Origin of the sequence: Amnibacterium kyonggiense (assembly GCF_004364555.1) — a bacterium.
Classification (GTDB): Bacteria; Actinomycetota; Actinomycetes; order Actinomycetales; family Microbacteriaceae; genus Amnibacterium; species Amnibacterium kyonggiense.
In genome coordinates this window covers 1574845-1596296 of record NZ_SOAM01000001.1, presented here as the reverse complement: position 1 = coordinate 1596296, position 21452 = coordinate 1574845, and the positions used below count along the sequence as shown (strand labels likewise).

Annotated in this window: 24 protein-coding genes and 1 tRNA gene; 10 read left to right on the top strand and 15 right to left on the bottom strand. The window is 74.3% G+C overall.

The window, feature by feature from the left end; genetic code table 11:
• Nucleotides 1-7: 7 nt before the first annotated feature.
• The 6 genes from CLV52_RS08030 to CLV52_RS08005 form a co-directional block, all read right to left on the bottom strand.
• Complete coding sequence (locus CLV52_RS08030; protein ID WP_133765690.1) at nucleotides 8-874, bottom strand: phosphatase PAP2 family protein; 867 nt, start codon at nucleotides 872-874, stop codon at nucleotides 8-10.
• Nucleotides 875-982: 108 nt separating this feature from the next.
• Nucleotides 983-1765 (bottom strand): ZIP family metal transporter, encoded by a 783-nt coding sequence (locus CLV52_RS08025; RefSeq protein WP_133765689.1) that lies wholly within the window; start codon nucleotides 1763-1765, stop codon nucleotides 983-985.
• A 77-nt stretch (nucleotides 1766-1842) separates the two neighbouring features.
• Nucleotides 1843-2787 (bottom strand): sensor histidine kinase, encoded by a 945-nt coding sequence (locus tag CLV52_RS08020; RefSeq protein WP_133765688.1) that lies wholly within the window; start codon nucleotides 2785-2787, stop codon nucleotides 1843-1845.
• A gap of 38 nt (nucleotides 2788-2825) precedes the next feature.
• The gene (locus CLV52_RS08015) at nucleotides 2826-3506 is read right to left on the bottom strand and encodes a response regulator transcription factor (RefSeq protein WP_133765687.1); all 681 of its coding nucleotides are present in this window, start codon (nucleotides 3504-3506) and stop codon (nucleotides 2826-2828) included.
• 14 nt (nucleotides 3507-3520) lie between these two features.
• On the bottom strand, nucleotides 3521-4063 hold the full coding sequence (locus CLV52_RS08010) for a DUF2127 domain-containing protein (RefSeq protein WP_133765686.1): 543 nt from the start codon (nucleotides 4061-4063) through the stop codon (nucleotides 3521-3523).
• Nucleotides 4064-4110: 47 nt separating this feature from the next.
• Nucleotides 4111-4761, bottom strand: coding sequence for a flagellar M-ring protein FliF C-terminal domain-containing protein (locus CLV52_RS08005; RefSeq protein ID WP_162850754.1), 651 nt, complete (start codon nucleotides 4759-4761; stop codon nucleotides 4111-4113).
• A 185-nt stretch (nucleotides 4762-4946) separates the two neighbouring features.
• Between CLV52_RS08005 and CLV52_RS08000 the strand changes: the two genes are divergently transcribed.
• The 5 genes from CLV52_RS08000 (at nucleotide 4947) to CLV52_RS07980 (ending at nucleotide 10857) form a co-directional block, all read left to right on the top strand.
• Nucleotides 4947-6659, top strand: coding sequence for a CocE/NonD family hydrolase (locus tag CLV52_RS08000; RefSeq protein ID WP_133765684.1), 1713 nt, complete (start codon nucleotides 4947-4949; stop codon nucleotides 6657-6659).
• A gap of 33 nt (nucleotides 6660-6692) precedes the next feature.
• A complete protein-coding gene (add, locus tag CLV52_RS07995) occupies nucleotides 6693-7745 on the top strand; it encodes an adenosine deaminase (protein ID WP_133765683.1) in 1053 nt (350 codons plus the stop codon).
• A 202-nt stretch (nucleotides 7746-7947) separates the two neighbouring features.
• Complete coding sequence (locus CLV52_RS07990; RefSeq protein WP_133765682.1) at nucleotides 7948-8580, top strand: hypothetical protein; 633 nt, start codon at nucleotides 7948-7950, stop codon at nucleotides 8578-8580.
• Nucleotides 8564-9151, top strand: a complete 588-nt coding sequence (locus CLV52_RS07985) for a S24/S26 family peptidase (RefSeq protein WP_133765681.1) — start codon at nucleotides 8564-8566, stop codon at nucleotides 9149-9151. The genes CLV52_RS07990 and CLV52_RS07985 overlap by 17 nt, the downstream gene beginning before the upstream one ends.
• Nucleotides 9148-10857: a choice-of-anchor G family protein gene (locus CLV52_RS07980; protein ID WP_133765680.1), complete on the top strand. Its 1710-nt coding sequence runs from the start codon at nucleotides 9148-9150 to the stop codon at nucleotides 10855-10857. Before CLV52_RS07985 ends, CLV52_RS07980 begins: the two co-directional genes overlap by 4 nt.
• Before the next feature lie 12 nt (nucleotides 10858-10869).
• Here CLV52_RS07980 and CLV52_RS07975 read toward each other — a convergent pair whose 3' ends face one another.
• Complete coding sequence (locus CLV52_RS07975) at nucleotides 10870-11937, bottom strand: spore photoproduct lyase family protein (protein ID WP_133765679.1); 1068 nt, start codon at nucleotides 11935-11937, stop codon at nucleotides 10870-10872.
• A 58-nt stretch (nucleotides 11938-11995) separates the two neighbouring features.
• Here CLV52_RS07975 and CLV52_RS07970 point away from each other — a divergent pair, with 58 nt between their 5' ends.
• On the top strand, nucleotides 11996-12922 hold the full coding sequence (locus CLV52_RS07970; protein WP_281276056.1) for an aldo/keto reductase: 927 nt from the start codon (nucleotides 11996-11998) through the stop codon (nucleotides 12920-12922).
• A 144-nt stretch (nucleotides 12923-13066) separates the two neighbouring features.
• Here the strand turns inward: CLV52_RS07970 and CLV52_RS07965 are convergent, their stop codons facing one another.
• Nucleotides 13067-13969 carry a 2-deoxy-5-keto-D-gluconate 6-phosphate aldolase domain-containing protein gene (locus tag CLV52_RS07965; RefSeq protein ID WP_162850753.1) on the bottom strand — a complete coding sequence of 301 codons (903 nt, stop codon included), beginning with the start codon at nucleotides 13967-13969 and terminating at the stop codon, nucleotides 13067-13069.
• A gap of 109 nt (nucleotides 13970-14078) precedes the next feature.
• Between CLV52_RS07965 and orn the strand changes: the two genes are divergently transcribed.
• A complete protein-coding gene (gene orn, locus CLV52_RS07960; RefSeq protein WP_133765676.1) occupies nucleotides 14079-14690 on the top strand; it encodes an oligoribonuclease in 612 nt (203 codons plus the stop codon).
• A gap of 59 nt (nucleotides 14691-14749) precedes the next feature.
• Nucleotides 14750-14825: transfer RNA gene (locus CLV52_RS07955), tRNA-His, on the top strand.
• A gap of 40 nt (nucleotides 14826-14865) precedes the next feature.
• Here CLV52_RS07955 and CLV52_RS07950 read toward each other — a convergent pair.
• Nucleotides 14866-15063 carry a hypothetical protein gene (locus tag CLV52_RS07950; protein ID WP_133765675.1) on the bottom strand — a complete coding sequence of 66 codons (198 nt, stop codon included), beginning with the start codon at nucleotides 15061-15063 and terminating at the stop codon, nucleotides 14866-14868.
• Between the two features lie 99 nt (nucleotides 15064-15162).
• On the opposite strand from CLV52_RS07950, the gene CLV52_RS07945 reads away from it, so the two are divergent.
• Both CLV52_RS07945 and CLV52_RS07940 read left to right on the top strand, forming a co-directional pair.
• A complete protein-coding gene (locus tag CLV52_RS07945; protein ID WP_162850752.1) occupies nucleotides 15163-15813 on the top strand; it encodes an FMN-dependent NADH-azoreductase in 651 nt (216 codons plus the stop codon).
• 14 nt (nucleotides 15814-15827) lie between these two features.
• Nucleotides 15828-16172 carry a metallopeptidase family protein gene (locus CLV52_RS07940; protein ID WP_133765912.1) on the top strand — a complete coding sequence of 115 codons (345 nt, stop codon included), beginning with the start codon at nucleotides 15828-15830 and terminating at the stop codon, nucleotides 16170-16172.
• Between the two features lie 4 nt (nucleotides 16173-16176).
• Here CLV52_RS07940 and CLV52_RS07935 read toward each other — a convergent pair whose 3' ends face one another.
• The 6 genes from CLV52_RS07935 to CLV52_RS07910 all read right to left on the bottom strand — a co-directional run bounded on the left by CLV52_RS07935 (nucleotide 16177) and on the right by CLV52_RS07910 (nucleotide 21421).
• Nucleotides 16177-16455 (bottom strand): hypothetical protein, encoded by a 279-nt coding sequence (locus tag CLV52_RS07935; protein WP_133765673.1) that lies wholly within the window; start codon nucleotides 16453-16455, stop codon nucleotides 16177-16179.
• A 51-nt stretch (nucleotides 16456-16506) separates the two neighbouring features.
• Nucleotides 16507-17274, bottom strand: a complete 768-nt coding sequence (locus tag CLV52_RS07930; RefSeq protein ID WP_133765672.1) for an energy-coupling factor transporter transmembrane component T family protein — start codon at nucleotides 17272-17274, stop codon at nucleotides 16507-16509.
• Nucleotides 17271-18692 (bottom strand): ABC transporter ATP-binding protein, encoded by a 1422-nt coding sequence (locus CLV52_RS07925; RefSeq protein WP_133765671.1) that lies wholly within the window; start codon nucleotides 18690-18692, stop codon nucleotides 17271-17273. The genes CLV52_RS07930 and CLV52_RS07925 overlap by 4 nt, the downstream gene beginning before the upstream one ends.
• Complete coding sequence (locus CLV52_RS07920; RefSeq protein WP_246018014.1) at nucleotides 18689-19315, bottom strand: ECF transporter S component; 627 nt, start codon at nucleotides 19313-19315, stop codon at nucleotides 18689-18691. The genes CLV52_RS07925 and CLV52_RS07920 overlap by 4 nt, the downstream gene beginning before the upstream one ends.
• A gap of 243 nt (nucleotides 19316-19558) precedes the next feature.
• Entirely contained in the window at nucleotides 19559-21103 is a 1545-nt protein-coding gene (locus tag CLV52_RS07915) for a molybdopterin-dependent oxidoreductase (RefSeq protein ID WP_133765670.1), read from the bottom strand.
• Nucleotides 21104-21421, bottom strand: coding sequence for a hypothetical protein (locus tag CLV52_RS07910; RefSeq protein ID WP_133765669.1), 318 nt, complete (start codon nucleotides 21419-21421; stop codon nucleotides 21104-21106).
• Nucleotides 21422-21452: the final 31 nt, after the last annotated feature.

The following is a 21452-nucleotide window of genomic DNA, read 5'->3' as shown; positions in this document are numbered from 1 at the left end:
CGGGCGGTCAGCCCGAGCCGGCCCGCCGGCCGCGGCCGCCCAGGACCTCGGTCCCCTCGGGGCCCGGCGGCGCCCCGTGTCGCCGCGCCGTCAGGTAGAGGCGGTGGGCGGTGACGACGAGGGCGAGCCACGCCGCGCCGAGCAGCCAGCCGGCGAGGACGTCGGTGAACCAGTGCGCCCCGAGCAGGATGCGGGTCAGCCCGACGACGATCGCGATGACCACGGGCACCGCGATCGCGGCGACCCGGGCGGCGATCGCATGCCGTCGCAGCCAGATCAGGTAGCCGACCATCCCGGCGATGACGGTCGCGTTCAAGGTGTGGCCGCTCGGGAACGACGGCGAGCTCTCGAACGGCGGGATCGCGTCGACGCGCGGCGGCCGGTGCCGGTCGATGATGTCCTTGCCCGCGATCGTCATCAGGAGCGAGCCGACGCCCGCCGCGGCGATGAGGATGAGCGGCGTCACCGAGCGACGGCGCACCGACAGGATCAGAATCGCGAGCACCGCCATCGCGGGCATCCCGACCGGCCCGAACACCACCGCGACCCCCGCCGAGAACCCGTCCGTCACCGGGTCCCGCAGCCCCTTCGCGGCGAACAGCAGCGGCCCGTCCAGCGCCGCGACGCCGTTCCGGTCGGTGACCGCGTCGTAGACGCGGGACACGAGGAAGCTCATGAGGAAGGCGACGCCGATCCCGATCGCCAGCGTCAGTGCGAGGGCCGGGTGCGCGCCGACGCGGCGCCCGACCTCGGTGAACAGCCGGGCGACCGTCCGGCCGATCGGCGTGTACCAGTGGGTCAGGTCGTAGGCGCCGACCCGTGCGTCCTGCTGCACCTCGCCGCCGTCGGCGGCCCGCTGACGTTCGTCGCTCATCGGTGCCTCCTGCTCGTCCGGGTCGCCCGGCCTGCGGGGACGCGGAGGCGATGGCGGGCCGCTCAGTCTGCTGATCGATCCCGACAGGACGCCGAGGACGACCGGGGGTCAGGCGCCGCCGAGCGTCACGACGGCATCGGTCGCGAAGCCGACGAGCAGGCCGAGGAACACCCCGAGCGCCGTCAGGTCGGTCCGGCGCGCCTTCGCGACGACGCCGAGCAGCTGGATGACGACGAAGAGGATCGATCCGGCGGCGAGGGCGAGGAACAGCACGCTCACCGCCTCGCTCGCGAACCAGAAGCCGACCGCGGTGCCGAGGAAGGTCGGCGCGCCCCCGATCAGGCCGAGGAGCAGGAGGAAGCCCCAGCTCGGCCGCTGCTCGTCCGCAGCGAGCGGCGCGACGATGCCGAACCCCTCCGTGCCGTTGTGTAGCGCGAAGCCGATCACGAGGACGGCGAGCAGGCCGAGCGCACCGGATGCGGCCGACTGCCCGATCGCGAGACCCTCCGCGAAGTTGTGCACGCCGATGCCGACGGCGATGAGGAGCGCGAGCCGGCGGGTGGGCAGCACGGCGTCGCGCGTCGCCGAGCGCTGCCGTTCCAGCAGCCGCTCGTACCCGACGACGGAGAAGAGCCCCGCGGCGATGCCGCCGGCGAACAGGACCGCGAGCAGCGGCAGCCGGCCGTCCGCGCCGCCGGACAGCTGCGCGTCGATCGGTTCCCAGGCGTGCGTGAGCACGTCCCAGACGAGGAAGAGCAGGACGCCGACGGTCGACGCGGTGAGCAGCGTGCGCGCGGTCGGCGCGAGCGACCGCATCCGACCGACCGGGAGGCCGAGCACGATCGTGCCGCCCGCGACGGCGCCGAGCGCGAGCGTCGTCGCGAAGTTCATCCCACCTCCTGAGGCCTGCCTAACCTAAGGGATCCCGGCTGCCCGCCTCGTCCCGGCGCCGGCGCTCGGCCGGCCCGTCACCGGACGATCGGCAGCTCCAGCCGCATCGTCGTGCCGGCCGCGGAGGTCGACTCGACGACGACGCGACCGCCGTGCCGCACGGCGAGGTCGCGCACGAGCGACAGCCCGATGCCGAAGCCGCGACGTCGGCCGTCGTCCGGACCGTGCCGGAAGCGCTCGAACACCTGGTCGACGCCGATGCCGGTGATGCCGGCGCCCTCGTCCCGCACCCGCACGACGGCGCGCCCGCGCTCGACCTCGGCGTCGACGCGGACCGCCGACCCGTCGGGCGAGTGGGCGACCGCGTTGTCGATCAGGACGACGAGCGCGCGGCGGAGGCTCGGCTCCGACAACCCGACCTTCGCCTCGTTCGCGACCGCCACCTCGACGCGCACCCCGCGCTCCTCGGCGAGCACCTGCAGGTCGCGCCCGGCCGCGAGGACCGTCGGCCGCAGGTCCGCGCCGCCCTCGTCCCGCTGCTCGGCGGCGGAGGCCTCGGCGACGAGCAGCAGGTCGGTCACCAGCTCGATCATCGTGCGGGTGTCGCGCCGGACCGCCCGCAGCGTCTCGTCGACCGGCTCGCCGCGCTCGAGCCGGCGGGTCAGCAGCTGCAGGCGCGTGTCGAGCACCGTCAGCGGGGTGCGGAGCTCGTGGCTCGCGTCGGCGACGAAGGCGCGCTGCATGCGGAGCGCCTGCCCGAGCGGCCGCACCGCGCGGCGGCTGATGCGCCAGCTCGCGAAGCCGACGACGATGACGGCGAGCACCCCGAGCACGACGAGCGCGACGAGCACCTCGTTGGCGTCGACGTAGATCTTCGTCTCGCCGGGCGCCGGCTTCTCGAGCAGCTCCGTCGGCCGGGACTGGTGCACGACGAACAGCGCCGCGAGCCCGAGGATCCCGACGACGAGCGCCGTCGAGACCGCCGCGACCTGCCAGGCGGTGCGGAGCGCCGCGTCCCGCACCGAGCGGGCGTCGACGTCCTCCGGGCCGCCCGTGCCACTCAGAGCAGCCCCAACCGGTAGCCGCGTCCGCGGACGGTCGTGATGATGTCCCGCTCCGTCTTGCGGCGGAGGTAGTGCACGTAGGTGTCGACGGTGCCGACGCTGTCCCCGGACGGGAACACCTCCCGGAGGATCCGTTCGCGGGCCAGCGTCTCGTCGGGGTGCCGCGTGAAGAGGCTCAGCAGCTGCGCCTCCGTCTCCGTCAGCACCTTGCGCCCCTCGTACGGCGAGTGGATGAGCCGGCTGGCGGGCCGGAACTCCCAGTCGCCGATGTGCACGACCGTCTCCTCGTCGCCGTGGACGCGCAGCAGCGCGCGCAGCCGAGCCGCGAGCTCGGCGACGTCGAACGGCTTCACGAGGTAGTCGTCCGCGCCCGCGTCGAGCCCTTCCACCCGGTCGGCGACCGAGCCGAGCGCGGTCAGGAGGAGCACGGGGGTCGCGACGCCCTCGCGGCGCATGGCCGTCACGATCGCGACGCCGTCCGTGCCGGGCAGGCGGCGGTCGAGCACGACGACGACGAAGTCGCCGGTCCGCGCCGCAGCGAGGCCCGCGTCGCCGTCACGCACGAGGGTGACGGCGTAGTCCTCGCCGAGCGCCTCGACCATCAGGGGGCCGAGCTCGGGGTCGTCCTCGACGAGCAGGAGCGGCGGCGCGGTACGACCGGCGGCGGGCCTCGGCATCGCAGCAGTGTCGCTCATCGGGCTCCGGTCGGGTCGGGCGCGCGGGCGGGCTCCGCCGCGGCCCGTTCGTCGCGGAGCTCCCGTCGCAGCCGGCGGTACTCCCACGCGACGAGCACGAGCACGGCGACGTCGAACGCGGCGAGCACCCAACCGCCGGCGGCCGGCGACCGGACGACGTCCACGAGCTGTGCGACGAGCAGCACGGCGAGCGCCCCCATCGCCCACGGGTACCAGGCGATCGCCCGGCGCAGCAGCGCGGTCACGGTCACGAGCTTCACGACGCCGTGCACCAGCAGGAAGACCGCGAAGGGCGTCGCGGCGGTGGCGACCCCGCCGCCGGCCGACTCCACGGACTGCGCCAGCGTCTGCCGGAGCATCGAGGGGCCCTCGGCGAGCTCGTCGGCGATCGAGAACAGGACTTCGGCCGTGCTGTCGGGGGCGAGCAGCAGCACGAGGCCGGCGATCAGCTCGACCGCGCCGTCGAACCCCTTGACCAGGACGACGATCGTGTACGCCCGCTCGAAGGCGGATCGGCGGGGGCGGGACGCGGACGGCACCGCACCAGCCTCCCGTTCGGGCCGTCAGGAACCGCCAAGACAGCGGATCAGGCCGGGCGGCGCCTCCCCCGGACCGCACCGGCGAGGACCGCGAGGGCGAGCACGGCGCCGAGCACCCAGATCAGCTGCGGCGCGTACGGCAGCAGCAGGGTGAGCGGCGTGGGCGCCGGCGCCGGCGCCGGCGCCGGCGCCGGACGTGCGAACCGGGTCACGACGACCGACAGCCGGTCCCCCCGGGCGGCGACGATCCCCGAGGACGACACGACGAGGGCCCGGATCGCGGCGACGCTCCGGCCGCCGAGGTGCGCGCGGTCCACCGCGACCGACACGGACTGGCGCACGAGTCCGCCCGCCGGCGTCGCGACCGTGCTCGAGGTGCTGCTCACGGCGTCCTGCTGCACGAGCAGTGCGGAGGTGCCGGTCGTCGCCGCGACGACGCTCTGCGGCACGCCCGATCCGAACGCCTGCGTCGAGGTCGTACCCGAGGACGTGCGGATCGTGTCCGAGACGACCACCACCGCGTTCCCCGGTCCGAGCACCCGGTCGAGGACCGCCTGCACGGCGGCCGCCGTGTCGCCGCCGGGGACGGTGCCCGTGGACGCCGTCGCGGCCGTCGCGGCGCCCGTGCCGGTCAGCAGCAGCACGGCGCCGACCCCCGCCACGAGCACCCGCGCCCGCACCCCGACCGATCGCCGCATCATTCCTGGCCCCCCAGCGCTGTCCTGGAGCGAGGGTGGAGGACGCGCGCTCCCGGCCGCAGCCCCCATTTCGCGCCGGAACCGCGCATCCGTGCACCGCGGTCGTCCGCCGCCCGCACCGGGTCGCAGCGCTGCGGTCCTCCGGCCGAGGCGGCTCCGATCCGCGCGGGCGGAGGATGCTGGACATGCGTCGCCGCCGTGCCCACCCGCTCGCCCCGATCGGCCGCCGCGCGGTCGAGCGGTTCGTCGGCCTGCCCGCCGGCACGACCGACTACGCGTGGACGCGGGACCTGCGCACACCGATGCGGGACGGCACGGTCCTGCTCGCCGACCTCTACCGCCCGCGGGGCGCCGGTCCGCTGCCGGTCGTGCTGATCCGCACGCCCTACGGCCGGCGGACGGTGCTCGGACGGCTGTTCGCGATCGTGCTCGCGCGGCGCGGCTTCCAGGTCCTCCTGCAGTCCGTGCGTGGCACCTTCGGGTCGGGCGGCGCGTTCCGCCCGTGGACGGCGGAGCACGAGGACGGCCTCGACACGCTCGCCTGGGTGCGGGCGCAGCGCTGGTGCGACGGCCGCGTCGCCACCACGGGCGCGAGCTACTTCGGCCACACGCAGTGGGCGGTCGCGCCCTACGCGGACCCGCCGCTCGTCGCGGCCTCCATGCACATCACGGCCGCGCGGGTGCGCGACATCCTCGCCGAGCACGGCGTCCCCGTGGCGATCAACGGCCTGGGCTGGAGTGACTCGATCGCCCGGCAGGAGCTGCCGTTCGCGTCCCGGCTCCTGAGCGGCTTTCGCGTGCGCCGTCGGCTCGTGGCGGCGCTGCGGACCCGGCCGCTGCGGGAGGCGGACGTCGCGCTCCTCGGCGCGCCCGGTGTCTTCTGGCGCGACCTCGCCGACCACAACGTGCCGGGCGACCCGTTCTTCGACGTCGCCGACCACCACCGCGCACCGCTCGACCGCATGCCGCCGGTGAACATGGTCACCGGCTGGTGGGACCTCTTCCTCGAGCCGCAGCTGCGCGACGTGACCCGGCTGCAGGCCGCCGGCGTCCCGGTGCGGATCACGGTCGGGCCCTGGCTGCACGGCGCGTCGCCCGAGATCCGGGAGGTCCTCCGCAGCGACATCGAGTGGCTCGAGCACCACCTGCACGGCGGCCCGGCGCCCGCCGGTCCGCCGGTGCGGCTGTTCCTGCAGGGGGCGGGGACGTGGCTCGACTTCGAGCACTGGCCGCCCGAGGGCACGACGACCGAGGAGCGGTTCCTCGCACCGGCCGGGCGGCTCGACCCGGCCGCCCCGGATGCAGCGGCGCCGAGCGCCTTCGTGTTCGACCCCGACGACCCGACCCCCGTGCCGGGCGGACCGCTCCTCGCCCCGCCGGGCGAGCAGGCGGACGACTCCGCGCTCGGGGGCCGTGCGGACGTGCTCGTGTTCACCGGTGCGCCCGAGCCGGCCGACCTCGACGTCGTCGGGGAGGTGTGGGCGACGGTCTTCGTGCGCCCCGAGCTCGAGCACGCGGACGTGTTCGTGCGGGTCGACGACGTCGACGAGCACGGCACCTCGCGCAACGTGGTGGAGGGCATCCGGCGGCTGGAGCCGAGCACGGTGCCCGCGGAGGACGTCGAGGTCGGGGCCGACGGCGTGCTCGCCGTCCGGGTCGAGCTGTTCCCGACGGCGTACCGCGTCCGGGCGGGGCACCGGCTGCGCGTCGTGGTCGGGGGCGGCGCCTTCCCGCGCTTCGCGGTGAATCTCGGCGTCGCCGGATCGCAGGCGGACGCGGTGTCGGGGCGGCCGGGGCGGGTCGAGGTGCTCCACGACGCCGCCCACCCCTCCCGGCTGACGCTGGCGGTGCTACCGGATGCGGCGCAGCGCACCGCGCCGGCGAGCAGCGCGAGCTGATCGCCCGCGCACCGCCCGTGGTGGGATGACGGGGTGCTCGCCCTCGACGACTACCTCCGCCTGCTGCCGAAGACGGAGCTGCACTGCCACTTCGTCTCCACGATGAGCGCGGGGATGCTCATCGCGCAGGCCGAGAAGCACGGCGTGCCCGTCCGGACGACGGATCCGGAGCAGCTGTTCGACTACCGCGACCTCCGCGACTTCCTCGTCGCGTTCGAGGCAGCGCACCAGGTGCTGCGCACGCCGGACGAGCTCGCGCAGGTGGCGTTCGACGGCGTCCGCACGGCGGCGATCGACGGCGCGCTGCGGTACCGCGAGTACTTCGTGAACCCGCAGTCCTTCGCGGACGTCGGCCTCGGGTACCGGCCGCTCATGGAGGGGATCCTCGAAGGGCTGCGCCGGGCGGAGGCGGAGCTCGGCGTCGGATTCAAGGTGATCGTCGCGATCCGCAAGGAGGTGACGCCGGCGGAGGCGGTGCAGCTCGTGCAGCACGTCGCCGACAACCCTTACCCGGAGGTCGTCGGGATCGGCGCCGACTACCTCACCGCGGAGGGCGCCGAGGACCCGGCGCGGTTCGCGGACGCCTACGCGCTCGCGCGACGCGTCGGCCTCCGCACGACGATCCACGCGGGCGAGACCCCGTCGGCCTCCCCCGACGACGTCCGCGCGGCCATCGACGTGCTCGGCGTCGACCGGATCGACCACGGCTACCGCGTCGTCGACGATCCGGAGCTGCTCGCCCGCGTCGTCGACTCGCAGATCCCGTTCGACGCGACCCCGATCTCGACGACGATCTGCTCGGGCTGGCGGCTCGACCCGGGGCACCGCCTGGCGAAGCTCATCGCGTCCGGCGCGAACGTCAACATCTCGACCGACGACGCGGTGTTCTTCCGCACCGACCTCGGCCGCGAGTACCGGGAGGGCCTCGTCGCGCTCGGCGTCGACGCCCGCACCGCGCGGCGGCTCGCCCTGAACGGCGTCGAGGCGGCGTTCTGCTCCGACGACGAGAAGGCCGCCCTGCGCGCCCGGTTCACGGGCGAGCTGCTCGCCCTGGACGCGATGCTGGAGCGGGCCGAGGCGATGTGATCCGCCGCCGGGGACGGTCGCGCAGCCTCCGGGGCGCTGCGCCCGGGCCCCGCGAACGAGGTCCCCTTCCTCTGGGGACAGGGGCGCGTGAGGCCCGGCACGACGGATCGTGCACTCCCTCGCGCCGTGGTCTGCAGCGCGCCGGGAGCCCCGGACGCTGGTCCCCGCCGCGCGAGGAGCGCGGCGATCCGAGGAGGCTCCGATGACTTCACCGACCGTGCGACGACGCCGCCGTCGCCGCGTGCTCGCGCTGGCGACCGCCGGCCTGGCGCTCTGCATCGGCGTCAGCGTCACCTCCCTCGCCGCGTGGCAGCAGAACGTCACGATCGCGACCGGAGCGGACGGGATCGGCTCGTCGCTGCTGAAGCTCGAGATCAGCCTGGACGGGAACCACTGGTCGACCGCGACCGTGAACTCGAACGGCAGCCTGAGCTTCACCGGGAACGCCGCCCTCCTCACGCCCGGCGACACCGTGTACGCCGGCCTCCTCATCCGGGCCGCGAAGGGGTCGCGCGGCGCCGACGTCACGCTGAAGGGCGGCGCCGTCTCGGACGCCCTGGTCGACGTCCTCACCTACGGCGCGAAGAGCGGCGTCGCATGGGGGAACTGCACCGGCACCGCGTGGCCGTCGGTCGGCGACACGATCGTCGGGCTCGGTTCGGCGCTCACCCCCGGCCCGGGCGGCACGGCCTTCCGCGTGCCGGCGGCGACCGACGGCGCAGCGGGTTCCCCCGTGGGCGTCTGCCTCGCGATCTCGCTGCCACTGGGCGTCCCCAACATCGTCGGCGGCCTGACGACGACCCCGGCCTGGCAGTTCGATGCGACCTCGGTCTGAGGCCGAGGAGCCCCGGATCCGTCCCGCCGGCCGCGTCGCCGACGCGCTGCTCGTGATCGCCGCCCTCGGCGGCCTGCTCAGCGTGCTCTGGTGGACGCTCTCGGCCGTCCTGGGCCTCGGGCTCGTCAGCTTCGCCACCGGCTCGATGTCGCCGACGTACCCGACCGGGTCGGTGGCGGTGTCGGTGCCGATCGCGCTCGACCGCGTCGCGGTGGGCGACGTCGTCACCGTGCAGCGCGTCGGCCTCCCGCCCATCACGCACCGCGTGCTCGCGGTGGACGTCGCGCCCTCCGGGCGCTCCGCGGTCGTCCGCCTCAAGGGCGACGCGAACACGCAGCCGGATCCGACGCCCTACGACGTCACCGCGCTGCGCCGCGTCGTGCTGCCGCTGCCGCCCGTCGCCGACGCGCTGCGGTACGCCGGCTCGCCGCTCGTGGTCCTCACGGTCGCGCTGGTCATCGTCGGCAGCATCGCCTACGCCTTCTGGCCCGAACGCATCCGGCCCCGGCACCGCGAGTCGGTGCCGCACGCGTCGCGCCAGCAGGTCGGCCGCCACCTCGCCTCACGATGAGGCCCCAGCGTGTCCGCCGGAGCGCGCGCCGCCGGACGATCGGCGCGCTCGCCGTCGCGGCCGCCCTGACGACCGTCGTGACGGTCGGCGTGCGCCCGACCACGGCCGCGTGGGTCGCCAGCGCGAGCGTCGGCCAGTCGGTCGGCGTGGCGTCGTCGACCTGCACGACGCCCGGCGTCTACCGGACGACCTCCACGAGCCGCTTCCTCGCGGGCTCGGTCGCCGGCGTGCCGCTCGGCGCCTCCGCTGGGCTCGCGGCGCTGACCGCGAGCAACGACGCCGGGACGATCGCATTTCCGACGGGCGTCACGATGCAGGGCCGGGACGCCGCGACGTCGACCGTGCCGAGCGGCGCCGCGAGCGCGGCCGCCGCTCCGCTGTCGCCGACCGGCGCGCATGCGCAGTACGCCGCCGCGAGGAGCACCGGCATCTCCTCCGCCGCCGCGGGCGCCGTCACCGCCGGCGGGGCGATCGACGGCGCGGCGATCACGAACGGCACCGCGCCGACCGTCGGCGGCGTCGCCGTCAGCAGCGCACTCGCGGGGGTGACGGGAGGGACCGCGGCCGCGGGGCAGCTGTCGCAGCTGCGGCTCACGACCGGCGCCGCGGCCGCGACGGCGACGCTGAACGAGTGCGTCCGCCGGTGGGGCGCGTCGCTCTCGTCCGCACTGACCAGGACCGTCGAGGTGCGGTCGGTCGACCTCTCGACCCGGGCGTCCGCCGTGTCCGACCTGCTCGCGGCCGCCGCGGACCGCACCACGATCGACGCGGCGGTGTCGGGGGTGACGGGGGGATCGGCGACCAGCTCGACGGAGACCGCCATCGGCACCGCGGCGGGCGGGGACCTGGCGACCGCGGTGCGGAACGCGGTCGGCGCACTGCTGAGCGCCTCCGTCGGCACGCCGAGCGCGACGGTGACCGTGACGAGCGACTTCAGTGGCGTGACGACCGCTGCGCAGCAGACGGTCGCCGCACCGTCCGCGCCGGTCCGGCTGAACGGCGCGACGAAGGACCTGACCGTCGACCTCAGCGCCATCGCGGGGACGACCTCACCCGCGCCCAACACCGACCTCCTGTCCGCCGCGACCACGAGCGCGATCGCTGCCGGCGTCTCCGGCGCGTCCGGCGCGCTCGTCGACGCGGTGGACCGGGCGTGGAGCACCTCCCTCGACGGAACGACGATCCGCGCGGACCTGTCCGTGCCGATCGCAGGTCTCGGCACCGTCACGGCGACCCTGTCCGGCAGGGCGATCGACTTCGTCGCGGGGACCGAGACCGTCTCGGGCCCGGTGCTCACCCTGCTGCCGAACGCGTCCCTGCCGCTCGGGATCGGACTCGACCTCACCGCGGTGACCGCGCTGATCCGGGCGATCCCGACGACGCAGCTCACGGGGTCCGCCAGGAGCGTCGTCGGCACGCAGGTCGTCACGCCGCTCACCGGCGCGATCACCTCGACGAGGACCGCGCTCGGCGCCGCGCTCATGACGGCGCGGTCGCGCATCGCCGGTCAGCTCGCCGTCCTCCCGGACGTCGTCGCGGTCACCCTGAACGAGCAGCCGGACGTGGCCCCGTTCCCGACGCCGGTCGCGGGCATGGGCACCGGCTACCAGGTCACCGCCGTGCGGGTGAAGGTGCTCGGCGGCCGGGCCCTCGACGTCGCGATCGACGCGACCTCCGTCGGCCCCGACACGACGATCAACGAGTAGCCGCCGGAGCGGTCAGAACGCGTAGCGGACGCGGCAGTACGGGAGCTCCTCCGCGATGAGGGCGAGGAGCTCCTGGACGTACCCGCGCTTCTCGTGCGTCCGGTACCGGACGTTGATCGCGCCGTTCTCGCTGCGCTTCGGCTCCTGCAGGTCCGGCCGCCACAGCACCTCCTCCGCCGTGGGATGCCACCCGAGGTTCACCTCGTGGAGGGCCGCGTTGTGGGTGAGGAGGATGACCTCGCACGCGAGCTGCGCCTTCGCCGCGGGGCCGATCCCCGCGTCGAGCTGCCGGAACAGCTCCCGCCACGCGTCCTGCCACCCGGGCTCGACGATCACCGGCGAGAAGTTGACGTGCACCTCGTAGCCCGCGGCGACGAAGTCGTCGATCGCCGCGATCCGCTCCGGGACGGGCGTCGTGCGGATGTCGGTCAGCTTCGCCATCGCGGCGGGCATGAGCGAGAACCGCACCCGGGTGCGGCCCTTCGGGTCCCACTTCAGGAGCTCGCGGTTCACGTACTTCGTCGCGAAGGACGCCTTCGCCCCGTCGACGCTCGTGAACAGGTCGACGAGGTCGTGCACGTTGTCGCTGAGCAGCGCGTCGGCGGAGCAGTCGCTGTTCTCGCCGAGGTCGTAGACCCAGTCGAGCGGGTCGCACTGGTTCGGCTCCGGTTTCGGCCCCTGCGTCCGCAGGTGCTTGACGATCGAACCGGCGATGCGGTCGATGTTCGCGAAGACCGTGATCGGATTGCTGTACCCCTTGCGGCGCGGGACGTAGCAGTAGGCGCACGCCATCGCGCAGCCGTTCGCCGTGGAGGGCGCGATGAAGTCCGCGCTCCGCCCGTTCGGCCGCACCGTGAGCGTCTTCTTCACGCCGACGACGAGTGCTTCGCGCTTGATCCGGACCCAGCGCCGCACGTTCGCCTCGTCGCCGTGCAGCTCGGGGATCCGCCAGTGGCTCTCGACCGGCACGATCGTCGCGTCCGGCCAGCGCGCCACGATCTCGCGCCCCCGCGGCAGGTCGAGCGCCGCCGGCTCCGCGTAGATGCGGCCGATGTCGATCAGCGGGGCGGAGGAGGGCATCGGGTCAGCCTGCCTGCGCCCTCCGACATCCCAGGGGCGCGGTGGCACGATGCGCTCCGTGAAGCAGCTCCACTCCTCCCCCCTCGACCTGACCGTGCCGAGCGTCGTGCTCGGCCTGATGCGCATCCCCGAGCTCGACGACGAGCAGATCCGCACCCTCGTGAAGACCGCGATCGACGCCGGCGTCACGATGTTCGACCACGCCGACGTCTATGGCGGCGACCACCTCTGCGAGCGCCGCTTCGGGGACGCCGTCACGTTCTCCCCCGCGGAGCGCGAGCAGGTGATCATCCAGTCGAAGGTCGGCATCCGCGACGGGTACTTCGACTTCTCGACCGAGCACATCCTCGAGGCGGTCGACGGCTCGCTGCGGGCGCTCCGCACGGACCACCTCGACGTGCTGCTCCTCCACCGCCCGGACGCGCTCGTGGAGCCCGACGAGGTCGCGGCGGCGTTCGACCGGCTGGAGTCCTCCGGCAAGGTGAAGGCGTTCGGCGTCTCCAACCACACGCCGTACCAGGTGGAGCTGCTGAAGCGGTCGGTCCACCAGCCGCTCGCGTTCAACCAGGTGCAGCTGAGCATCACGCACGCGAACCTCATCGCCGCGGGCGTCGCCTCGAACATGGCGGCCCTCGACCAGTCGATCGACCGGGACAACGGGATCCTCGACTACGCGCGGCTCAACGACATCGTGCTGCAGGCCTGGTCGCCGTACCAGGCGGGGTTCTTCACCGGCCCGTTCATCGGCGACCGCGAGCACTACGCGGAGCTGAACGACGTGCTCGACGAGCTCGCGGCGAAGTACGACGTGACGCCGACCGGCATCGCGACCTCCTGGATCACGCGGCACCCGGCCGGGATGCAGGTGATCCTCGGCACGACGAAGCCGGAGCGGGTGCAGCAGGCGGCGGCCGGCTCGGACGTCGTGCTCACGAAGCCCGAGTGGTACCGGCTCTTCACGGCGGCGGGCCACACCGTCCCCTGAGCCGCATCCCTCCCGCGCCCGGAGCACGACAGCAGGACGATCCGAGCGCTTCAGCAGGAACGAGGTGCTTCAGCAGGGATCACGGGCCTCCCCGTTCCTGCTCGAGCGCCTCGTTCCTGCTGTAGTGCTCCCGCAGCGTCCGGGTCAGCCGCGCGCGTCGACGTAGGTGCGGACGAAGTGCGTGTAGTGCTCCGCGATCTGCCGCCGCGCGGCGTCGTCGTCGAGCGATCCGTCGAGGCGGCCCTCCAGCGCCTCCCACCAGTTGCTCCGGCCGATCGCGAACCCGATGAACCCCTCGACGGGTGCCGCGACGCGGAGCCACTCGTCGAGCTGCTCCTGCGGCGCGTTCCGGCCGAGGACGATGCAGCGGCCGTCGCGGCCGTCCCGTCGCGCGGTGGCGGCGATGCGCTCGGCGTCCTCCCGCCGCGCGAGCCCCTCGATCTTCCAGATGGCGGGCTCGACGCCGTGGTCCTGGAGGAACTCGAGCGCGCTCACGGTGAGGTCCGGCCGGATCTCGCGGTCGTAGCGGTCGGTGTCCCCGTCGACCTTCGCGAGGTCGTCGTCCGTCGCGGGGACGAGGAGCTCGACGATGAAGGCCTTCCCCTCCCGCCGCGCCCAGGAGGAGATCGTCGCGACCTTGTCGGCCTGCTCCGCGCGCTGCTGCGCGTCGAGCGCCGGGTTGTCGCGGATCAGGACCTTCGGGTGGTCGGCACCGAAGAAGGAGGCGTGCTCGCGCCAGTCGTGGCCGTACGCGAAGTCGAACCACTCCTGGCCGCTCGCCTCGATCGGCATGGCGAGCGCGATGCGGTCGTCCGCCGCCGCGAGCACCGCGGGCGACGCCCCGTACTGCTCGTCGACGAGGAAGCCCGGCTTGCCGCCCTCCGGCAGCCCGGGCAGGGCGTCCAGGAGCCCGCGGTAGACGAGCAGCTTGTTCGCCGCGATGCTCGCCGACTCCTCCGGGGTCGGCGCACGGTCGAGGTCGTACAGCTTCTGCTCGATGCTGTCGCGCTGGTCCATGGCGAGGATGAAGAGGAGCGGTTCGGTCACCCCGTCATGCTGCGCGCGGTCCGCTGCACGTCGGTTGGACGCGGGCTGCACGAGCGGCGTCCAGGCCGCGTCCCGAGAGCGTGTCGGCGCCGTCGATAGGATCCCCTCCATGCCTTCCGGTGACCGTCTCGTGTGGATCGATTGCGAGATGACCGGGCTGGACCTGGCCGTCGACGAGCTGGTCGAGGTGGCCGTCGTCGTCACCGACTTCGAGTTGAACGTGCTCGACCCCGGCTTCGACGTCGTCATCAAGCCCTCCGAGGCGGCGAAGGCGAACATGGGCGAGGTGGTCGTGAACATGCACACCGCCTCCGGCCTGCTCGAGGCGATGGACCACGGCGTCTCCCTGGAGGAGGCGCAGCGCCAGGTGCTCGAGTACCTGCAGCGCTTCGTGCCGCAGGCGGGGCAGGCGCCGCTCGCCGGCAACACGATCGGCACGGACCGCGGCTTCCTCGCGAAGTACATGACCGAGGTGGACGACTTCCTGCACTACCGCAGCATCGACGTCTCCTCGATCAAGGAGCTCGCCCGCCGCTGGTACCCGCGCGTCTACTACAACGCGCCGACCAAGCACGGCGGCCACCGGGCGCTCGCCGACATCCTCGAGTCCGTCCGGGAGCTCGACTACTACCGCCGCACCGTCTTCGCGCCGCTGCCCGGCCCGACGTCGGAGGAGTCCCAGGCGGCCGCATCGGAGGTCACCGCCGCGTTCGCGGGGTGATCGACGGGCCCGACGAGCGGCTACACTTCCGGAGGCCCGGACGTCGCGTCGGGCGCATGGTGGGCGTAGCTCAGTTGGTAGAGCGCTGGCTTGTGGTGCCGGAAGTCGCGGGTTCGAGTCCCGTCGTCCACCCCATCTCCCCCGCGTTGCGGCCGCGCGGGACCGGGTCCGGGCGCTACTCGCGCTCGCGCCTGCGCCGGTCCTCGTAGGCCGGCAGCAGCAGCACCAGCGCCACGAGACCGATGGCACCGCCGATGAACGGCAGCGCGTCGAGGTCCTGGCCGGCGCGGAGCTGCAGCGCGATGCGCACAGCGGCCGCGAACAGCAGCCACACCGCCATCCCGACGTAGACGACGACGATCGTGGTCCTCACGCAACCAGGACACCATCGGAAGGTGAAGGGTTCCTCAGCGGGCACGCAGGAGCCGGGGCCGGAGAGGTCGCTCACGTCCGTCCCGGTAGCGTCGCCCGCGTGCCCCGCCTGCTGCAGCTCGACTCGTCGATCGATCCCGTCCGGTCGCGCACCCGGATGGTGACGGCCGCGTTCGCCGACGCCTGGCGCGGGCGCGGCGACGGCTTCACGGTGACCGCCCGCGACCTCCACGCGGACCCCGTCCCGCACCTGACGAGCGCCGCGGCGCACTGGGCGCCGCATCTCCGCCGGGAGGGCGAGGCCCCGCCCGAGGCGGAGGCGGCGCTGCAGCGGACCCTCATCGACGAGCTCGTCGCCGCGGACGTCCTTCTGATCGGTGCGCCGATGTACAACTACTCGCTGCCGTCCACGCTGAAGGCGTGGATCGACCACGTCCACGTGCCCGGCGTGACGACGCCGTTCGGCAGCGAGACGCAGCCGGTCGCCGGACGCCCGGCGGTGATCGTCACCGCGCGCGGCGCGGTGTACGACCCCGGCACGGCGACCGAGGGCTGGGACCACGCGGTCCCGCCGCTGCGGCTGGTCCTCGAGGAGGCGCTCGGCATGGACGCGACCGTCGTCACCACGGACCTCACCCTCGCGGACGTCGTGCCGGCGCTGGCAGACCGGCTCCCCCGCGCGGAGGCGGAGCTCGCGGCCGCGATGGCCCGCGCGGCCGAGCTCGGCCGGACGCTCGGCCCGGCCGCGTAGGGCGTCGCGTGCCGATCGACCTGTCTGCGGAGGACTTCGAGCGCCTCGTCACCGACGAGCTCGACGCCCTGCCCCAGGACATACTCGACGGGCTGGAGAACGTCGCCTTCGTCGTGGAGGACCGGTCGGAGGACGGCGACGACCTCTTCGGCCGCTACGACGGTGTCGACCTGACCCGCCGCGGGCAGTACGGCTTCGGCGAGCTGCCGGACCGGATCGTGCTCTTCCGCCTGTCGCACCTCGACGCGGCGGACACGCTCGACGACCTCCGTGACGAGGTCCACACGACCCTCGTCCACGAGATCGGGCACTTCTACGGCCTCGACGACGACCGCCTGCACGAGCTCGGCTGGGCGTGAGCCCCTACAGCTGCTTGGACTCCTCGTTCGGGTCCGCCTGACCCTGCAGCGGATCGCTGTCCTTCGGCGAGAAGGAGTACTGCACGAACTGCTCGCCGTTCAGCTCGCGGATCTCCCCCGCGACGTACTCGAACTGCGCGTCGGTGCCGTCGACGAGCGCGTACTGCGTGACGCGCTCCTCGGGCTTGCCGCCCTCGAGGAAGCGGTGCTCGGTCGTGCCCTCCAGCGGACCGTCGAGGTACTCCGCGACGTACTTGGCGGGTTCAGAGGAGGTGTCGCTCATGGCGAACAACGGTACTGGGAGTCACCTGGGCGCGAGCCGCGCGATCTCGACTCAGCCGCCGAGCACCGCCACCGGATGCCACGAGCCGGTCAGCACGGACGCCGCGACGGCCGCACCGAGCACGAGCACGGCCGCGAGCACGAGCACCGCGTCGGCCCGCCCGAGCCGGCTGGGCCGCGCCCACGTCCGCACGCCGGGGCCGCCGAAGCCGCGCGCCTCCATCGCGGTCGCGAGCACCCCGCCCCGCCGCACCGACAGGACGAGCAGCGCGAACGCCTGCCCCGCGAAGCGCCGCGCCTGCCCGCTGTCCGCGACGCCGCGAGCGCGGCGGGCGAGCGACAGCGCGCGCCAGTCCTGCCCGAGGAGGCCCATGAGGCGGAACGCCGCGAGCGCGCCGAGCACGAAGCGGGCCGGGAGGTGCAGGAGCTGCGCGAGTCCGTCCGCGAGTCGGGTCGCGTCGATGCCGCCGAGCAGACCGATGCCGCAGACCCCGATGGCCAGCACGCGCAGGAGGGTCGCGAGGCCGAGCCGCAGCGACCCCTCGGTGACGTGCACGAAGCCCCAGCTGAGCAGCACACCCCCGCTCGCGGCCCCGTAGAGGGCGATCGTGAGACCGGCGAACGGCGCGACGAGCAGCACCGGCAGCATCCGCAGCGCGAGCCCGCGCGGTCGCACGCCCGCCGCGAGCAGGAGCAGCCCACCGAGCACCAGTGCGACACCGGCCGATACCACGTCGACGCTGAGCACGAGGACCACCGCGAACGCGATCGCCACGAGCAGCCGGGCGACCGGGTTGGTGCGGTCGAGCGGCGCGGTCACGCGAGCACGAGCCGGTCGGCGCCCAGCGCGTCCGCGAAGCGCTCGTCATGGGTGACCGCGAGGACCGAGGAGGCCTCGTCGAGCAGCCGTCCGAAGAGGTCGACGAGGCCCGCCCAGGTCAGCGCGTCCTGACCGAACGTCGGCTCGTCGACGACGAGCACCTTCGGCGCGGTGGCGAGCGCGGTCGCGACGGAGAGCCGCCGCTGCTCGCCGCCGGAGAGCGTGAACGGGTTCGCGTCCGCCAGGGCGCCGAGCCGCAGGGTCTCGAGCATCTCCGTCGTGCGGTCCGAGACCGCCTGCTCGCCGAGCCGCAGCGCTCGAGGGCCCACCGCGAGCTCCTGCCGCACGGTCGGCGCGACGAACTGGTGCTCCGGCTGCTGGAACACGCACCCGATGCGCGGCAGCAGCTCGCGGGATCGCCAGCGGATCGGGTCGGCGCGGAGGCCGTCGGCGAGCGCCGGGAGCGCCTCGAGGCGACCCGCGACGCGCGGGAGCAGCCCGGCCGCCGTGAGGGCGAAGGTGGACTTGCCGACGCCGTTCGGCCCGAGCACGGCGAGCGCGCCGCCGGCCCGGGCCGTCGCGTCGATGCCGCGGGCGACGGCGGCACCGTCCCGTCCGACGGCGAGCGCCTCAGCCGCCAGCAGCGGGGCGCCGCCCGGTCGTGGCGACCGCGCGGCGCGCGGGACGAAGCCGGGGATCCAGACGCCGGCGGCGGCGAGCGCGGATCCCTGCTCCCGCAGCACCCGGTCCGGCGGTCCTTGGGCGAGCACGCCCCCGCCGGGCTCCAGCACGACGATGCGATCGACGTGGTCCCGCCAGACGTCGACGCGGTGCTCGACCACGACGAGGGTCGCGCCCGCGGTGGCCGCGAGCACCGCGTCCCGGACCTCCGGGACCCCACGCGGATCGAGGTTCGCGGTCGGCTCGTCGAGCAGCACCGCACCCGCCCCCATGGCGAGCACGCCGGCGACGGCGAGGCGCTGCTGCTGACCGCCGGACAGCGCGGCGGTCGACCGGTCCTGCGGCACGAGGAGCCCGACGGCGGCCGTGGCGCGCGCGACCCTGCCCGGGATCTCGGTGGCCGGCACGCCGAGGTTCTCGCAGCCGAACGCGACGTCGTCGCCGACGCGCTCGAGCACGATGTTCGCGTCCGGTGCCTGGAGCACGAGCCCGACCCGGCCGCGGGCCGCCCCCGCGTCCTGGTCGTCGACGAGCAGTCGGCCGGCACCGTCGCCCTCGTCGTCGCCGAGCACCCCGGCGAACGCCTTCAGCAGCGTGGACTTGCCTGCGCCCGACGGACCGAGGAGCAGGATCCGCTCTCCCGGTTCGATGCGGAGATCGAGGCCGCGCACGGCCCACTCGCGCCGGCCGGCGTGCTGCCAGCCCCAGCCCTCCGCCCGCAGCGCGGCGGGTCTCATCGAGGGCGCACTGCGCGCCCGGCGGGAAACCGGGCGAGGGCGCCGGTCGCGGCGAGCGCCCGGACGACGACCCAGGCCAGGAGGCCGGCCAGGACCGCGCCCGAGATCGCCTGCGACGGCAGGTAGACGGCGCCGAACGCGGCGCTCGACCCGGCGTACCCGCCCGGGAGTCCGGGCAGCAGGCCGAGGTCGTAGACCGACGCGAAGGCGCCCGAGAGCGCGCCGGCGAGCGCGGCGCTCCACCACGTCCACACCCGGTAGGCGAGGACGGCAAACACGATCTCGGCACCGAGGCCCTGCACCAGGCCCGAGATGATCGTCGTCGCCCCCCACTGGTTGCCGACGAGCGCGGAGACGATCGCGGCGACGAGCTCCCCGTAGAGCGCGGCGCCCGGCTTGCGGACGACGAGCGCGACGAGCGGGCCCGCGATGAACCAGAGCCCGTTCACGAGGCCCTGGACGCCGGGCAGCAGCGGCGTGAGCAGGTTGCTCGGGCCGAGGTACGCGGTGTTCCAGACGATGAAGAGGAACGACGCCGCGACGGCGAGCACGCTCGCCACGACGATGTCGACGACCCGCCAGCGCAGCCGACGCGTCGTGGAGATGGAGGTGGTGCTGGTCACGGTGCCCGCCTTCGAGAGGTCCGAGCACGGGCGGTGTGAAGAGTCTCCCTGCGCCGGCATGATCCGGATCAGGTGCGGGGTGCGGACCTCCCGGCCCGCCCCCACGGTCGAAGCTTGGAGCAGCTTCCTCTCAGCCCGGCATACCGGACTCCCGTGTCGTGAGCAGCATAGGCCTCCCCCGACCTTGCTCACGCTTCTTGCCGCCCGGACGCCGTCCGGGCGGCAAGAAGCGTGAGCAAGGTGTCAGGTGATGGCGACCTGAACCGTGTGGAGGCCCGTCGCTCCGTTCGGGATCTCGCCCTGCACCTTCGCCGTCTGCACGAGCCCGTCCGCGTCGGTCGCGCGGACGCGGAGGGTGTGCGTGCCGCGCTCCGCCTGCCACCGGTACCGCCACTGCCGCCACACGTCGACCGACCAGTCGCCGGCGAGCTCGCAGTCGCGCCACGGGCCGTCGTCGACCTGCAGCTGCACCCGCGCGATGCCCGTGTGCTGCGCCCACGCGACGCCCGCGACCGTGACCATCCCGGCGCGCGCGCCGTTCCGGGGCCGGTCGATCCGGCTCGAGATCTTGACCGGCGCCTGCGCCGAGTACCCGCGCGTCGTCCAGTACGCGGCCTTTGCGTCGAAGCGCGTGACCTCGAGCCTCGTCAGCCACTTCGTCGCCGACACGTAGCCGTAGAGCCCCGGCACGACCATGCGGACCGGGAACCCGTGCAGCTGGGGCAGCGGATCGCCGTTCATCCCGACCGCGAGGAGGGAGTCACGGCCCTCGTCCTGCAGCACGGACAGCGGCGTGCTCGCGCTGAACCCGTCCGCCCCCGACGACAGCACCATGTCGGCCCCGGCCTTCGGCCGCGCGCGGGCGAGGAGGTCGCGGATGGAGGTGCCGAGCCAGACGGCGGTCCCGTTCAGCGTGCCGCCGACCTCGTTCGAGACGCACATGAGCGTCGTCGGCGACTCGTGCATCGGCAGCGCCGAGAGCTGGCGGTAGGTCAGCGTGAACGGGTTCTCGACCTCCCCCGTCACCTCGAGCCGCCAGGCGGCGGGGTCGATGGCGGGCGGCGAGAGCGCGATGTCGATCCGGTAGAAGTCCGCGTTCGGCGTGACGAGCGGGGTCAGGCCGGGGACGTCGAACGAGTCGGCCGCGGCCGGCGGAGCCGCGGTCGCCGTCGGCGTCGGGAGGCGCACGGCGGCGATCGCCCGCTGCGTCCCGCGCTGCCCGGCGCTCAGCGCGCGGGCGGCGACGCCCGCGGCGATCCCGACGGCCGTCGTCACGACCGCGCCGCGGAGGAACGCGCGGCGGCCGGTCGTCGTGCTCCGCCCGATGAGGCGCACGAGCATCGCCGCGCCGATCACGGCGGCGACGACCGAGGGCGCGGCGTCGACCGCCGTCGCACCCGTCCGCGTGACGGCCGCGCCCGCTGCGACCACGCCGAGCAGCGCGACGAGCACGACGCCGAACGGCCGCCGCCGGGCCTGCAGCAACCCGGCGAGCGCGCCGACCGCCAGGACCAGGACGAGCAGCACGACGATGAGGAACGGCTTGTCCCCGGTCCCGAAGGCGGCGATCACCGCGGACTTCAGGAACGCCGGCGTCAGGTCGATGACGAACGAGCCCACCGACAGGATCGGGCTCGCGGAGGCGTTGAAGACCGCGGCGACGAGCTCCCCCGCGCCGAGCGCGGCGGCCGCGCTCGCGACCCCGGCGATCGCCGCGAGCGCGCTCGACCGCCGGCCGGCCGGCGGCGCGGCGACCGGGCGCTCGAGCGACGGCGCGGGCTCGGTCACCTACTTCTTCAGCGCCTTCACGATGCGCGCCAGCGCCTTGCCGGACACCCACACGAGCGGGATCGCGACGGCGGCGAGCGCGACCGGGTTCGGCTGGAACCGCACGCCGAGGCTGTCGCCGACGTACGCGCCGACGGGGACGACCCAGCCGCCTCCGCCTCCTCCGCCCTCCTCCTCGGGGCCGCCGCCGCCGAAGCCGTAGGCGACGAGGGCGACCGGGACGAAGGTCGTGCCCTCGATCTCGCGCTCGTCGCCGTAGGCGACCTGGGCACCGAACTGCTTCAACGTGTCCGCGATGCGGACCGGCAGGGACGTCATGGGCGAACGGTAGCCCCCTTCTCCAAGCGCT

Excerpts from the sequence above, each read along its gene's own strand:
- CLV52_RS07925 (WP_133765671.1), bottom strand. The coding sequence starts at position 18,692 with ATGAGACCCGCCGCGCTGCGGGCGGAGGGCTGGGGCTGGCAGCACGCC.
- CLV52_RS07990 (WP_133765682.1), top strand. The coding sequence starts at position 7,948 with ATGACTTCACCGACCGTGCGACGACGCCGCCGTCGCCGCGTGCTCGCG.
- CLV52_RS08025 (WP_133765689.1), bottom strand. The coding sequence starts at position 1,765 with ATGAACTTCGCGACGACGCTCGCGCTCGGCGCCGTCGCGGGCGGCACG.
- CLV52_RS08005 (WP_162850754.1), bottom strand. The coding sequence starts at position 4,761 with ATGCGGCGATCGGTCGGGGTGCGGGCGCGGGTGCTCGTGGCGGGGGTC.
- CLV52_RS07975 (WP_133765679.1), bottom strand. The coding sequence starts at position 11,937 with ATGCCCTCCTCCGCCCCGCTGATCGACATCGGCCGCATCTACGCGGAG.
- CLV52_RS08015 (WP_133765687.1), bottom strand. The coding sequence starts at position 3,506 with ATGCCGAGGCCCGCCGCCGGTCGTACCGCGCCGCCGCTCCTGCTCGTC.
- CLV52_RS07980 (WP_133765680.1), top strand. The coding sequence starts at position 9,148 with ATGAGGCCCCAGCGTGTCCGCCGGAGCGCGCGCCGCCGGACGATCGGC.
- orn (WP_133765676.1), top strand. The coding sequence starts at position 14,079 with ATGCCTTCCGGTGACCGTCTCGTGTGGATCGATTGCGAGATGACCGGG.
- CLV52_RS07985 (WP_133765681.1), top strand. The coding sequence starts at position 8,564 with ATGCGACCTCGGTCTGAGGCCGAGGAGCCCCGGATCCGTCCCGCCGGC.
- CLV52_RS07910 (WP_133765669.1), bottom strand. The coding sequence starts at position 21,421 with ATGACGTCCCTGCCGGTCCGCATCGCGGACACGTTGAAGCAGTTCGGT.
- CLV52_RS08000 (WP_133765684.1), top strand. The coding sequence starts at position 4,947 with ATGCGTCGCCGCCGTGCCCACCCGCTCGCCCCGATCGGCCGCCGCGCG.
- CLV52_RS07935 (WP_133765673.1), bottom strand. The coding sequence starts at position 16,455 with ATGAGCGACACCTCCTCTGAACCCGCCAAGTACGTCGCGGAGTACCTC.
- CLV52_RS08030 (WP_133765690.1), bottom strand. The coding sequence starts at position 874 with ATGAGCGACGAACGTCAGCGGGCCGCCGACGGCGGCGAGGTGCAGCAG.